We start from the raw sequence: 13,558 nt of genomic DNA on the forward strand, positions 1-13,558 counted from the left end.
CGCACTGAAGGGCAAGATGCAGTATAATTTCACTCAAGCATTGGGCTTGAAATGTTGAATGCGATAATTGACTGTCAATCTCCAGCGGCTCCCGAGTTTAGCTATTGTTGACTTTAGAACATAAGCCGCCTTCCGCTTTTCAATATTTTTACTAAAATAAAGCAGGTGAAACCATGAGTCCTATTGAAACAATGATAAATGGCATGATAGATAAGATTTCGAATGAAAAAACGTGGATAGCCATCGGGGAAGGCATCTTTAAGGTTATTGCGATTTTGATAGTGACGAGCATTCTGATCAGGATCGGAAAGCTGGCCATCCGCAATATTTTTAAAGTGAGGACACCATCCAGGCTCCGAATTTCAGAGCGCAGGGAAGCTACCCTTCTGAAGCTGCTGGAGAATATGCTCACCTATGTGGTGTTTTTTGTTGCGGCAATCATGATATTATCGGTGCTGACGATTGATGTGAAGGCCCTTTTGGCCGGTGCCGGAATCGTTGGATTGGCTGTCGGGTTTGGAGCGCAGAGCCTCGTGAAGGACATCATTACCGGATTTTTCATTATTTTTGAAGATCAGTTTTCGGTTGGTGATTATATCCGGATTGATCAATTTGAAGGAACCGTGGAAGAAATCGGACTTCGGACGACTAAGATTAAAAACTGGACGGGCGAGGTTCATATCCTTCCGAACGGAAGCATTATGCAGGTTACTAATTTTTCATTAAATAATAGTGTGGCATTTGTGGATGTCAAGATTTCATATGAAGGCGATATCGTTAAGGCTGAAAAAGTATTGCAGGAGTTATTTGAGAAGCTTCCTGAAAAATATGAGGATATGGTGAAAACACCGGAAATCCTCGGGGTTCAGAACCTTGCAGCTTCGGAAGTGGTTCTGAGAGTGGTTTCGGAAACACTGCCAATGAGGCACTTCTACATTGCGCGCCAGCTGCGGAAGGAAATTAAGCTATGTTTAGATGAGCATGGCATTGAAATACCGTTCCCGCGTCTTGTTATGTACACAAGGAATGAACAGGATAATCCAAAACTGAATGCGGAGGGATAAACATGGAGCAAAAAGAATTTGATTTACATGATGTGGTGGAAATGAAAAAGCCTCACCCGTGCGGGGCAAACAAATGGAAAATCATCCGTATGGGAGCGGATATCCGCATTAAATGCGAAGGCTGCGGACACAGCGTGATGATCCCGAGAAGAGAATTCACCCGCAAAATGAAGAAAATTCTTGTTAAGCATGAGGAGTAAGAGACAAACTGCAGGGAGATGAGGTTCATGGCACAAACATTCAAATCAGCCTGTCCCCTGAACTGCTGGGACAGCTGCGGCTTTCAGGTAACAGTTGAAGACGGTAAGGTGACAAAGGTAGATGGCGACCCAGATCATCCGATCACAAAGGGGAAGATTTGCGGCCGCGGCAGAATGCTTGAAAGCAGAACCAATTCTCCGGCTCGCCTGCATCGTCCGCTGAAAAAGGTAAATGGAGAATTTGTGCCCATTTCCTGGGAACAGGCTTTGCACGATATTTCCCTGAAAATGAAGGAGCTAAAAGATACGGATGGCACCACTTCGATTCTTCATAGTCATGATTATGCCAATGGCGGCTTGCTGACGAACCTGGATCAGCGCTTTTTCAACTGCTATGGCGGTGTGACTGAGCTAGTGGGGTCCATCTGCTGGGGAGCAGGCATCGAGGCTCAAAGCCAGGATTTTGGTGACTCCTACAGCCATGGGCCTGAGGATATTTTGAACAGCAGGCATATTGTCGTTTGGGGAAGAAATGTTGCCCGCACCAATATGCACTTGTATCAAAGGCTCCAGGAGGCAAAGAAACAGGGTGCCAAACTGTATGTGATTGATCCCATTTTTAATGCGACGGCTAAAATGGCAGACCATTATTTTTCCATTAAGCCGGGAATGGATGGCTGGCTTGCGGCCGGCATCATGAAGGAAATGCTTCGTCTGGGATTGGAAGATAGAAGTTTCATAGATACCTATTCAGTTGGTTTTGAGGATCTGAATCAACTTCTCGAAAGTGTAACGCTTGAGGAAATCGCAGAGAAAACGGAAGTGCCTGCAGAGGTTATGACTGAGCTTGCAGTGGTGTATGGCGATCGCCCTGTATCCACTTTCTTTGGGCTGGGCATGCAGCGATACGAAAACGGCGGGAACACGATCAGATTGATGGATGCTTTGATTGCCTTGAGCGGCAATATCGGGATTCCCGGCGGCGGTGCAAACTATGCTAACAGACAGGTAGGGCAGAGCTTTGATGCGGCTGCCCTCACCCTCCCTGAGCGGAAAACAGCCTTCAGGCAGTTTACGATGATGCGGCAGGCAGAGGGGATTTTAGCAGCGAAGGATCCTGAGATTAAGATGGTCTTCGTTACGTGCGGGAATCCTTTAACCCAGGTGCCTGACTCTTCAAGGGTCCGGGAAGCTTTTGCATCTGTTGAGACTGTTGTCGTGATGGAGCAGTTTATGACAGATACAGCAAAAATGGCGGATTATGTGCTTCCGGTTGCCACGGTATTTGAACAGGAGGATGTCTATTATTCTTCGATGTACCATCATTATGTCAATCATGGCCCGAAGCTGGCTGAACCGCCAGGCGAAGCGAAGCCGGATTTATGGGTATGGACTGAGCTTGCCAAACGGCTTGGATTCGGAGCCGATTTCGATTTTACAAGAGAAGAATTCATCCGCATGGGCCTTGGGACGCTAAAAGAGCAAGGGATTACGCTTGATAACATACGGAAATCCCATCATATGGAGCTTCCAGTTGATACGGTACCCTGGGCAGACCGCCAGTTCAAAACGCCAAGCGGCAAGTATGAATTTACATCGTTCCGAAAGGGTTCCGAAAGCAGGCTGACACTTGCTCTTCCGCGGGAAACTAAGTGGACGGACAGAGAGAGGGCGGAACAGTTTCCTTTTACCCTGCTGACGATTCATCCTCTCCGCTCCAATCATTCGCAGCATTATCATCTATTAAAGCCGGAGCCAAAGGCAAAGGTGGAAATAGCCGATAATATTGCGGAGAAGCTTGGCCTGCAGGAGAATGATTATGTCAAAGTGTGGAATGACCGCGGAGAAATGAAGGGCTTTGTCCATATTATGAAAAAAGCCCACCCTGATACCATCAATATTGATGAAGGCATCTGGGCCAAATTCGGCGGACCCGTTAATCATCTTACCTCGAGCCGCGAATCGGACAACGGTCTTGGCAGCACCTTGTATGACTGCCTTGTGAATATAGAGAAGGTTTAATAGCAGCGGTGACAGGCACCTATACCAGTTTGTCAAAGTGGTATAGGTACCTGTCACCTTTTCTTTACATTTCTCCGGCAACTATCTATAATTGTTAGAGGCTTGTTTAAATGAGAATCAATCGTATTTTTAATAGATGAAATTAGACTGAGGAGTGACTTGGATGGCTTTAACAGCTGGAATTGTAGGTTTGCCGAACGTCGGAAAGTCTACATTGTTTAATGCAATTACCCAGGCGGGAGCAGAGTCTGCAAACTATCCGTTCTGTACAATCGACCCGAATGTGGGAATTGTGGAAGTGCCTGATCACCGTTTGAATAAATTAACAGAATTGGTTCAGCCGAAAAAGACTGTGCCAACAGCTTTCGAATTTACAGATATTGCCGGAATCGTTAAGGGTGCAAGCAAAGGGGAAGGTCTTGGAAATAAATTCCTTTCTCATATCCGTGAAGTGGATGCAATCTGTCAGGTTGTCCGCTGTTTTGCGGATGACAATATCACACACGTTGCCGGGAAAGTGGACCCGATCGATGATATCGAAGTCATCAACCTGGAATTGATTCTGGCTGATCTTGAATCGGTTGACAAGCGAATCGGCCGTGTGAGCAAGCTGGCTAAGCAGAAGGATAAAGATTCTGTGATTGAGCTTGAAATTCTGGAAAAATTGAAGGAAGCGTTCGAAAACGATAAGCCTGCCCGTACTGTTGAGTTTACAGACGAGCAAATGAAAATTGTAAAAGGTCTTCACCTGCTGACAATTAAGCCAGTGCTTTACGTTGCAAACGTAAGCGAGGATGATGTAGCAGATCCTTCTTCTAACGAGTATGTGCAGCAGGTAAGAGAATTTGCTGCAAAGGATAATGCGGAAGTTATCGTTATCTGTGCAAAAATCGAATCTGAAATTGCAGAGCTTGACGGGGAAGAAAAAGAAATGTTCCTTCAGGAGCTTGGCATTGAAGAATCCGGTCTTGATCAGCTGATCAGAGCTGCCTACAACCTGCTTGGACTGGCAACTTACTTCACTGCAGGTGTACAGGAAGTCCGCGCCTGGACATTCCGCAAAGGCATGAAGGCTCCTCAATGTGCAGGAGTTATTCACTCTGACTTTGAAAAAGGATTCATCCGTGCAGAAACGGTTTCCTATGACGACCTTGTCGCTGCAGGAAGCATGACAGCTGCGAAGGAAGCAGGAAAAGTTCGCCTTGAAGGAAAAGAATACATTGTTAAAGACGGAGATGTCATGCACTTCCGCTTTAACGTTTAATTATTTTGGAACCTCTATTTTTTTAGGGGTTCCTTTTAATGGAGGAAGGCTGTCCGGAACAGCATCCATACCGTAACTCTCTCAAAATAATCTTCCATCTTTCAATTCACCCTAGTGTTATTGCATTTGCATAATTAATGTGCTATAATTTCAACTTGTGAGTAATGAATATATTGCTCCTTGCCCTTTAAAGGGCCGTTAGACCAAAAGGAGGTGAAAGTGATGAGAAAGTACGAAGTTATGTACATCATCCGCCCAAACATTGAAGATGAGGCTAAAAAAGCCCTAGTTGAGCGTTTCAACACAATCTTAACTGATAATGGTGCGGAGGTTGCTGAATCAAAGGATTGGGGTAAGCGTCGTCTTGCATACGAAATCAATGATTTCCGCGATGGCTACTACCAGCTTATGAACATTAGTGCTGAAGCAAAAGCAGTTGACGAGTTCACTCGTTTAGCTAAAATCAGCGAAGACATCATCCGTTACATCGTTGTTAAAGACGAAAAATAATAGATATAGCATTTTACCGAGAGGAGTTGATTCTGATGATGAACCGAGTTGTTCTTGTCGGACGTTTGACAAAGGATCCTGATTTGCGGTATACGCCGAACGGAGTTCCTGTCGCTTCATTCACACTTGCCGTGAATCGTACTTTTACGAATCAGCAAGGTGAGCGGGAGGCAGACTTTATCAACTGTGTGGTATGGAGAAAGCCAGCTGAAAACGTAGCGAATTTCCTTAAAAAAGGAAGTCTTGCAGGCGTAGATGGCCGCATTCAATCCCGCAGCTATGAAGGCCAGGATGGAAAGCGCGTTTACGTGACTGAAGTCCAGGCTGAAAGTGTGCAATTCCTTGAGCCGAAGAATAGTTCTGGCGGCCAGGGCGGCAATCCGAACTATGGCGGTCCAAGAGATCAGGATTTCCCATTTGGAAATAACAGCAATCAGAATCAACGCCAGGATAATCGTAATCAGGGCGGCTATACTCGCGTGGATCAGGACCCATTCGCAAATGACGGCCAAATCGACATTTCTGATGACGACCTGCCATTCTAATAGTGCCCGATTATGAACGGAAATATATAAAATAAAAAGCTAAAGGAGGTAACTGACCATGGCTGGAGGACGCAGAGGAGGACGCGCTAAGCGTCGTAAGGTTTGCTTTTTCACTGCAAACGGAATCACTCACATCGACTTCAAAGATGTGGATCTTCTAAAAAAATTCATCTCTGAGCGCGGTAAGATTTTACCACGTCGTGTAACTGGCACTAACGCTAAATACCAACGTAAATTAACGATTGCTATTAAGCGTGCGCGCCAAATGGCATTACTGCCATACGTTTCAGGTGAATAATAACTAGAAAAAGACGCTGGTATCCGGCGTCTTTTTTATTATGTTCTCCTTTAGCACTGGGGTGTGTTAAAGCTGAAAACCTTTCTGAAATCACGAAGGTTGAACCTGCATTTAATACTAGCTACAATATAGCTTATATGGGTTCAAAAAGCGGAAACAGATTTCCTTCTTTTTGGATACACAGTTTGAGGGGTGTATCAATGAATAATGTACATAAATTAACAGAAGGTGCCGTGCTGCTCGCTATTTTTGCCGTGCTGCTTCTGATATCGCTCTATTTGCCAGTTATCAGTGTCGTTTCAACTTTCTTCCTGGCTCTTCCGTTTATTATGTTTGCGGCAAAAAATAGCCGGATGATGGCGATGGCCTTTATGACGGGAGGCATCCTGCTTTCCCTGATTATCGGATCCATTATGGGAATTTTCATTGCTCTGATATTTGGAGTGACCGGCACGGTAATCGGGATTTGCATCAGGGAAAATAAAGGACGGGCTTCTTCTTTTATTGCGGGCACGCTCGTATTTCTTGCAGCTCTTTTGCTTCAATATGCTGCAGCAGTTGCTCTATTTGATTTCAATTTCATTAAAAAAAGCATCGGCATGATGGAGGAGTCCCTCGAAACTTCAAAAGGAGTGCTTGAAGGCTTCGGACAGAACGCGGATAAAGCAATCGAGCAGCTTACAGCAGGCTTGAAAATGCTTGAGACATTAACGCCGAGTTTATTTGTCATGACATCGGTCATTTCTGTTTTTATCATTCAGCTTATTTCGTTTCCGATCGCCAAACGATTCGGTATTAAGATTGAAGGCTTTAAGCCGTTCAGGGAATTGAACCTGCCGAAAAGCATATTATGGTACTATCTCGTTACCATAATCGCTTCCTTCCTTTTTAATCCTGCAGAAGGAAGCTACTGGTTTATGGCTCTTGTCAATGTTGCCTTCATTTTGCAGATATTCATGGTCATTCAAGGCCTGTCCCTTATTTTCTTTTTCAGCCATTTAAAAGGATGGCCGAAAGCTGTGCCTGTACTTGCTGCTGTATTTACATTTCTTATGCCATTTCTCCTTTATATTGTGAGGATATTAGGTATAATTGACTTAGGATTTGATTTAAGGCAAAGATTAGGAAAAAAGTGATGAACAACACTACTGTTTAGGAGCTGAAAACATGCCTTCGTATTTAGAAAAGCGGTCCATACGCTATCCGATTATTGGATTGATGGGCATAACAGTGGTGCTTCTCGGTATAATAGCGTACTACAATTGGATTTTTGCATTAATTGGGCTGTTTCTGGCCATCCTTCCTTTCTACTACCTTTTTCAGCTCAATCAAAAGCACCGGAAGGAGACGGAAGAATACATCTCAACCCTTTCCTACAGGGTGAAAAAAGTCGGCGAAGAAGCTCTGATGGAAATGCCGATCGGAATCATGCTGATTAATGATGATTATTACATTGAATGGACCAATCCCTTTTTAGCATCATGCTTTGATGAAGATACGCTAGTGGGAAGATCGCTTTATGATGTCGCGGATTCGCTTGTTCCACTGATCAAGCAAGAAGTGGAAACCGAAATTATTACCCTTCATGACCGCAAATTCCGGGTAATCCATAAACCGGAAGAGCGCCTATTGTACTTTTTTGATGTCACGGAACAAACAGAAATTGAAAAAATGTATCAGGAAGAACGGACTGTGATCGCCATTATCTTCCTTGATAATTATGATGAGCTCACCCAGGCGATGGATGACCAGACGAAGAGCAGCCTGAACAGCCTGGTGACCCAGATATTGAATAAATGGGCACAGGACAATGGTGTCTTCCTGAAGAGGGTGTCATCTGAGCGCTTTATCGCTGTATTTAATGAACATATTCTGCAGCTTCTTGAAAAAGGGAAATTCACGATTCTTGATGATGTCCGGGAAACCACTTCCAAGCAAAATGTTCCGCTTACGTTAAGCGTAGGCGTCGGCACAGGGGTCTCTTCTCTTCCTGAGCTTGGTTCACTGGCCCAGTCCAGCTTAGACCTGGCATTAGGCCGCGGGGGAGACCAGGTGGCCATCAAGCAGACGAATGGGAAAGTTAAATTCTTCGGGGGAAAAACCAATCCTGTTGAAAAAAGGACCCGGGTCCGTGCACGCGTCATTTCCCATGCGCTGAAGGAATTGATCTCTGAAAGCGATAAAGTCATTATCATGGGCCACAAAAGCCCGGATATGGATGCAATTGGGGCAGCCATCGGCATTCAGAAGGTGGCCCGCCTGAACCAGCGTGAAGGCTATGTAGTGGTGAATTTCAATGAACTTGATACAGGCGTCAGAAGGATGATGAAGGAAATTGAAAAGAACGAAGAGCTCTTTTCCAAATTCATCACACCGGAACAGGCGATGGAAATTGCCACAGACGATACCCTGCTCGTAGTTGTTGATACCCACAAGCCATCCATGGTGATAGAGGAAAAGCTTCTTCATGCGATTGAACATGTTGTCGTTATCGACCATCACCGCCGTGCTGAAGAGTTCATCCATAATCCGCTGCTGGTGTACATGGAGCCGTACGCCTCCTCTACAGCAGAACTGGTGACAGAGCTTCTGGAGTATCAGCCGAAAAACGGCAGAATTGAAATGCTCGAAGCAACGGCCCTTCTTGCGGGCATCATTGTGGATACGAAGAGCTTCTCACTGCGTACAGGGTCGAGAACGTTCGATGCGGCTTCCTATCTGCGCGGACAGGGCGCAGATACCGTGCTCGTCCAAAAGTTCTTAAAAGAGGACGTAGATACCTATATCAAGCGGGCGAAGCTGATCGAAACCGTTCAATTTTACAAAGAGGGCATCGCTATTGCCAAGGGGCAGCCGGACCAAATATTTGATCAGGTACTGATAGCCCAGACAGCTGATACCCTGCTGACGATGGATGGCGTGGTTGCTTCATTTGTCATCTCAAACCGCTCTGAAAACATGATAGGGGTCAGCGCACGCTCCCTCGGGGATATCAATGTCCAGGTGATTATGGAGAACCTCGAAGGCGGCGGGCACTTAACAAATGCTGCCACACAGCTTCAGGATGCAACACTTGATGATGTTGAGATCCGATTAAAAGAGGCTATAGATGAATACTTTGAAGGGAGAAAAAAGGAATGAAAGTAATCTTTTTAAAAGACGTTAAAGGCAAGGGGAAAAAAGGCGAAGTAAAAAATGTAGCAGATGGCTATGCACATAACTTTTTAATTAAGCAAGGGCTTGCTGTCGAAGCAAACCAGGCCAATGTCAGCAGCCTGAACGCCCAGAAGAAAAAAGAAGCAAAGCTTGCAGAAGAAGAATTGGCAGAGGCTAAGGAGCTGAAAGAAACACTTGAAAAGCTGACAGTCGAATTCACTGCGAAATCAGGTGAAGGCGGCCGCCTATTCGGTTCCATTACAAGCAAACAAATTGCTGAAGAACTTCAAAAGAAGCACAGCATCAAAATCGACAAACGCAAAATCGAAATGGAAGATGCGATCCGCACACTCGGATACACAAAGGTGCCAGTCAAGCTTCATACTGAAGTATCAGCAACATTAAACGTGCATGTAAAAGAAGCATAAAGGCAAGCACTGCATTAGTGGGATAAACTAATATTGGAAGTGGCTTTTGCCGATAAACATGTTAAAATAAAAGGGTTGATTAAAAATGTGATCAGTTTTTGCTGGTCACATTTTTTAAAGTAATTATAAGGATTTTTTATATAAATATAGATTTGCTTAACGCTTTTATTTTAAGGAGGTTTAATGAGATGAGTGATTTATTCGCGGATCGGCTCCCGCCTCAAAATATTGAAGCGGAACAGGCTGTGCTTGGGGCAATCTTTCTTGAACCCTCCTCTCTTACACAAGCATCTGAAATTTTAATACCTGAAGACTTCTACCGTGCAGCCCACCAGAAAATCTTCAATGTAATGCTGAAGCTGAGCGACCTGGGAAAAGCAGTCGACTTAGTGACTGTGACAGAAGAGCTCAGTGCAGCAAAACTGCTCGAGGATACCGGAGGCGTCAGTTATTTAAGTGAACTGGCCGGATCTGTTCCAACAGCGGCGAATATCGAGTACTATGCAAAGATTGTGGAAGAAAAGTCATTGCTTCGCAGGCTGATCCGGACGGCGACAGGCATTGCCCAGGATGGCTATACGCGTGAGGATGAAGTGGAAGTGCTTCTTGGGGAAGCCGAGAAAAATATCATGGAGGTTGCACAGCGCAAAAACGCCGGTGCCTTTCATAATATTAAGGATGTTCTCGTCCGGACCTACGATAATATCGAGGAAATGCATAACCGTAAAGGGGATATTACAGGGATTGCGACTGGATTTACCGAGCTTGACCGCATGACAGCCGGCTTCCAGCGAAATGACCTCATCATTGTCGGTGCCCGTCCTTCCGTAGGTAAAACTGCCTTTGCCTTGAATATCGCGCAAAATGTGGCAACAAAAACCGGGGAAAACGTGGCGATTTTCAGCCTGGAGATGGGTGCAGAACAGCTGGTCATGCGTATTCTCTGTGCTGAAGGGAATATTGATGCCCAGAGGCTTCGTACCGGCTCACTGACAGATGAAGACTGGGGAAAACTGACGATGGCGATGGGAAGCCTGTCAAACGCGGGAATTTTCATCGATGACACACCTGGTGTCCGCATCCAGGATATCCGTTCCAAATGCCGCCGCCTCAAACAGGAGCATGGACTTGGCATGATTCTGATCGACTACCTGCAATTAATCCTCGGAAGTGGACGTTCAGGAGAAAACCGTCAGCAGGAAGTATCTGAAATTTCACGTTCCCTTAAACAATTGGCCCGTGAGCTTCAGGTCCCTGTAATCGCACTGTCCCAGCTTTCCCGTGGTGTGGAACAGCGACAAGATAAACGTCCAATGATGTCTGACATCCGTGAATCGGGAAGTATTGAGCAGGATGCCGATATCGTGGCATTCCTATACCGTGATGACTACTATGACAAAGAATCCGAAGACAAAAACATCATCGAAATCATCATCGCCAAGCAGCGTAACGGCCCGGTTGGAACCGTTCAGCTTGCATTCGTAAAAGAGTATAATAAATTCGTAAACTTAGAGAAACGCTTTGATGATTCCTTTGCGCCGCCTGGTGCATAAAGAGGACCTGCCTACAGCAAGTCCTCTTTTTTATTGTTTTGTGTAAGCAGCCGCTCTCTCGAGTGTCAGCTTTCCCGTTTCCACTTATATTTTTAATATTTTCATTGTTTTACGAACATATTTTCATATTTTTGTTTAAATTGTTCGTGTTTTGTTGACTATCACACATCACCTTGTTAAACTAAGATGGTTGAAATAAGTTACTTAAATAAAATATGATATAGAAATTAAAACAGTGAAATTCCCGGAGGTGCTTTTTTAATGTCATCAGTAGTAGTAGTTGGAACACAGTGGGGAGATGAAGGGAAAGGAAAGATTACAGACTTCCTTTCAGAAAATGCAGAAGTGATCGCACGTTACCAAGGCGGAAACAATGCAGGACATACAATCAAATTCAATGGTGAAACATATAAGCTTCATTTAATTCCATCTGGAATATTCTATAGCGATAAAATCTGTACAATCGGTAACGGAATGGTTGTCGATCCTAAAGCGCTTGTAAAAGAATTGGCGTACCTTCACGACAAAGGCATTACAACAGACAACCTGCGCATTTCAAATCGTGCACATGTCATCCTTCCTTACCACCTGAAGCTTGATGAAGTGGAAGAAGAGCGCAAAGGTGCAAACAAGATCGGTACAACGAAAAAAGGCATCGGCCCTGCTTACATGGATAAAGCAGCCCGCAACGGAATCCGCATCGCGGACCTTCTTGACCGTGAAGTGTTTGAAGAAAAGCTTGCGCGCAACCTGGAAGAAAAGAACCGCCTGCTTGAGCGCTTCTATGAAACAGAAGGATTCAAAATCGAAGACATCCTTGATGAATACTACGAATACGGCCAGCAGATCAAGCACTATGTCTGCGACACGTCTGTCGTACTGAACGATGCATTAGATGAAGGCCGCCGCGTGCTTTTCGAAGGTGCACAGGGAGTTATGCTTGATATCGACCAGGGTACATACCCATTCGTTACATCTTCTAACCCGGTAGCCGGCGGTGTAACAATCGGTTCTGGCGTAGGTCCTACAAAAATCAAGCATGTTGTCGGTGTTTCTAAGGCCTATACGACTCGTGTAGGTGACGGCCCATTCCCGACTGAACTTGATAATGAAATCGGCAACCAAATCCGTGAAGTTGGCCGTGAATACGGTACAACAACTGGCCGTGCCCGCCGTGTCGGCTGGTTCGACAGCGTGGTTGTACGCCATGCCCGCCGTGTCAGCGGCATCACAGATCTTTCTCTTAACTCCATTGATGTATTAACTGGAATTGAGACATTAAAAATCTGTACAGCTTACCGGTATAACGGAGAAGTAATTGAAGAATTCCCTGCAAGCCTGAAAGTACTGGCTGAATGTGAGCCTGTATATGAAGAGCTTCCAGGCTGGACAGAAGACATCACAGGCTGCAAATCACTTGATGAGCTTCCTGCCAATGCCCGCCACTACCTGGAGCGCGTTTCACAGCTGACAGGAATTCCATTATCCATCTTCTCAGTTGGCCCGGACCGCACACAGACAAACGTAGTCCTAAGCCCTTGGAGACAAAACTAATACTTGATTGGAAAAGCCCTGATATGATTGGGGCTTTTCTTTTTTTTGGGGAGAAAGGCAATGGCCGGTGCCGAGACCGAGGTTGGAGCAGGTTCGGACAGAGAAAGCGTAAAAAGTCGATGCAGAGTCCGAAGTTGGGTCAGGTTCAGATAGAAAAAGTGAAAAAAAAGCAGCGCTGAGTCCGAATATATCACAGCTGTTATTAATAGAAAAAAATTTAAAATAGGGGAATAAATAACGGGAATTAGGGAAAAGAATCCATAATCCGGGGAAAAGGATACCTTTTTTAGGGAAAACCCATCCCAGCAACCAGCTGCAATCTAGTATTTAAACCGTCTTCCAGAAAAAAAGATTTTTTTATAAAAAAGTTATTGCGCTTATATAAAACTCTATGATATTATAAAAAGCGTCGCCAAGGTAGCAACCTTGGAAACACTCATAGTATGAGCCATTAGCTCAGTCGGTAGAGCAGATTGCAGCATCATTGAATTGCTTCATCCGAATCGCAATCTGTGACAAAGCACGCAGGGCTTTGGAACATCTGACTTAGCAGAATTAGGCTTTAGGCAACATGATCATAGTATGAGCCATTAGCTCAGTCGGTAGAGCATCTGACTTTTAATCAGAGGGTCGAAGGTTCGAGTCCTTCATGGCTCACCATTTATACTTTTTATGGCCCCTTGGTCAAGCGGTTAAGACACCGCCCTTTCACGGCGGTAACACGGGTTCGAATCCCGTAGGGGTCATGGCAAATAACCGTCAGCAAACGGCTGGCAAGCCCAGCTTACTTGCTGGCGGTTATTATTTGGTCCGGTAGTTCAGTTGGTTAGAATGCCTGCCTGTCACGCAGGAGGTCGCGGGTTCGAGTCCCGTCCGGACCGCCATTTACATAATCTGCTTCATAACAGTGTACCGATTGTCAAATCGGCTTGAAGCACAAAACCAGATAATCTAATAATGCTCA

12 protein-coding genes and 3 tRNA genes are annotated in these 13,558 nt (G+C 45.1%); all 15 read left to right on the forward strand.

What is annotated here, in order from left to right; genetic code table 11:
* Nucleotides 1–173: 173 nt before the first annotated feature.
* The 15 genes from AC6CHU_RS10860 to AC6CHU_RS10930 all read left to right on the forward strand — a co-directional run bounded on the left by AC6CHU_RS10860 (nt 174) and on the right by AC6CHU_RS10930 (nt 13,478).
* The gene (locus AC6CHU_RS10860) at nt 174–1,064 is read left to right on the forward strand and encodes a mechanosensitive ion channel family protein (protein ID WP_159863622.1); all 891 of its coding nucleotides are present in this window, start codon (nt 174–176) and stop codon (nt 1,062–1,064) included.
* A gap of 2 nt (nt 1,065–1,066) precedes the next feature.
* Nucleotides 1,067–1,264, forward strand: a complete 198-nt coding sequence (locus AC6CHU_RS10865) for a DUF951 domain-containing protein (protein ID WP_159863621.1) — start codon at nt 1,067–1,069, stop codon at nt 1,262–1,264.
* A gap of 27 nt (nt 1,265–1,291) precedes the next feature.
* The gene (locus tag AC6CHU_RS10870; RefSeq protein WP_498121622.1) at nt 1,292–3,286 is read left to right on the forward strand and encodes a molybdopterin-dependent oxidoreductase; all 1,995 of its coding nucleotides are present in this window, start codon (nt 1,292–1,294) and stop codon (nt 3,284–3,286) included.
* A 163-nt stretch (nt 3,287–3,449) separates the two neighbouring features.
* Nucleotides 3,450–4,550, forward strand: coding sequence for a redox-regulated ATPase YchF (ychF, locus tag AC6CHU_RS10875; RefSeq protein WP_159863619.1), 1,101 nt, complete (start codon nt 3,450–3,452; stop codon nt 4,548–4,550).
* A 222-nt stretch (nt 4,551–4,772) separates the two neighbouring features.
* Nucleotides 4,773–5,060, forward strand: coding sequence for a 30S ribosomal protein S6 (rpsF, locus tag AC6CHU_RS10880; protein ID WP_159863618.1), 288 nt, complete (start codon nt 4,773–4,775; stop codon nt 5,058–5,060).
* Between the two features lie 35 nt (nt 5,061–5,095).
* The gene (ssb, locus tag AC6CHU_RS10885; protein WP_009332473.1) at nt 5,096–5,605 is read left to right on the forward strand and encodes a single-stranded DNA-binding protein; all 510 of its coding nucleotides are present in this window, start codon (nt 5,096–5,098) and stop codon (nt 5,603–5,605) included.
* A gap of 58 nt (nt 5,606–5,663) precedes the next feature.
* Nucleotides 5,664–5,903, forward strand: a complete 240-nt coding sequence (gene rpsR / locus AC6CHU_RS10890; protein ID WP_159863617.1) for a 30S ribosomal protein S18 — start codon at nt 5,664–5,666, stop codon at nt 5,901–5,903.
* Between the two features lie 200 nt (nt 5,904–6,103).
* Entirely contained in the window at nt 6,104–7,039 is a 936-nt protein-coding gene (locus tag AC6CHU_RS10895) for a YybS family protein (protein WP_159863616.1), read from the forward strand.
* Between the two features lie 31 nt (nt 7,040–7,070).
* Entirely contained in the window at nt 7,071–9,044 is a 1,974-nt protein-coding gene (locus AC6CHU_RS10900) for a DHH family phosphoesterase (RefSeq protein ID WP_159863615.1), read from the forward strand.
* Entirely contained in the window at nt 9,041–9,487 is a 447-nt protein-coding gene (gene rplI, locus AC6CHU_RS10905) for a 50S ribosomal protein L9 (protein WP_159863614.1), read from the forward strand. The genes AC6CHU_RS10900 and rplI overlap by 4 nt, the downstream gene beginning before the upstream one ends.
* A gap of 188 nt (nt 9,488–9,675) precedes the next feature.
* Nucleotides 9,676–11,040 carry a replicative DNA helicase gene (gene dnaB, locus AC6CHU_RS10910; protein ID WP_159863613.1) on the forward strand — a complete coding sequence of 455 codons (1,365 nt, stop codon included), beginning with the start codon at nt 9,676–9,678 and terminating at the stop codon, nt 11,038–11,040.
* Between the two features lie 261 nt (nt 11,041–11,301).
* On the forward strand, nt 11,302–12,594 hold the full coding sequence (locus tag AC6CHU_RS10915) for an adenylosuccinate synthase (protein WP_159863612.1): 1,293 nt from the start codon (nt 11,302–11,304) through the stop codon (nt 12,592–12,594).
* A 584-nt stretch (nt 12,595–13,178) separates the two neighbouring features.
* Nucleotides 13,179–13,254 (forward strand) — tRNA-Lys (locus AC6CHU_RS10920).
* A gap of 14 nt (nt 13,255–13,268) precedes the next feature.
* Nucleotides 13,269–13,340, forward strand: a tRNA-Glu gene (locus AC6CHU_RS10925).
* A gap of 61 nt (nt 13,341–13,401) precedes the next feature.
* Nucleotides 13,402–13,478, forward strand: a tRNA-Asp gene (locus AC6CHU_RS10930).
* Nucleotides 13,479–13,558: the final 80 nt, after the last annotated feature.

The organism is Cytobacillus sp. GQ23, assembly GCF_059758675.1.

Bases quoted from the DNA above. Each gene is read 5' to 3' on its own strand.
- dnaB (WP_159863613.1), top strand. From the start codon at position 9,676: ATGAGTGATTTATTCGCGGATCGGCTCCCGCCTCAAAATATTGAAGCG.
- AC6CHU_RS10915 (WP_159863612.1), top strand. From the start codon at position 11,302: ATGTCATCAGTAGTAGTAGTTGGAACACAGTGGGGAGATGAAGGGAAA.
- rpsF (WP_159863618.1), top strand. From the start codon at position 4,773: ATGAGAAAGTACGAAGTTATGTACATCATCCGCCCAAACATTGAAGAT.
- AC6CHU_RS10900 (WP_159863615.1), top strand. From the start codon at position 7,071: ATGCCTTCGTATTTAGAAAAGCGGTCCATACGCTATCCGATTATTGGA.
- AC6CHU_RS10865 (WP_159863621.1), top strand. From the start codon at position 1,067: ATGGAGCAAAAAGAATTTGATTTACATGATGTGGTGGAAATGAAAAAG.
- ssb (WP_009332473.1), top strand. From the start codon at position 5,096: ATGATGAACCGAGTTGTTCTTGTCGGACGTTTGACAAAGGATCCTGAT.
- ychF (WP_159863619.1), top strand. From the start codon at position 3,450: ATGGCTTTAACAGCTGGAATTGTAGGTTTGCCGAACGTCGGAAAGTCT.
- AC6CHU_RS10895 (WP_159863616.1), top strand. From the start codon at position 6,104: ATGAATAATGTACATAAATTAACAGAAGGTGCCGTGCTGCTCGCTATT.
- AC6CHU_RS10870 (WP_498121622.1), top strand. From the start codon at position 1,292: ATGGCACAAACATTCAAATCAGCCTGTCCCCTGAACTGCTGGGACAGC.
- rpsR (WP_159863617.1), top strand. From the start codon at position 5,664: ATGGCTGGAGGACGCAGAGGAGGACGCGCTAAGCGTCGTAAGGTTTGC.
- AC6CHU_RS10860 (WP_159863622.1), top strand. From the start codon at position 174: ATGAGTCCTATTGAAACAATGATAAATGGCATGATAGATAAGATTTCG.
- rplI (WP_159863614.1), top strand. From the start codon at position 9,041: ATGAAAGTAATCTTTTTAAAAGACGTTAAAGGCAAGGGGAAAAAAGGC.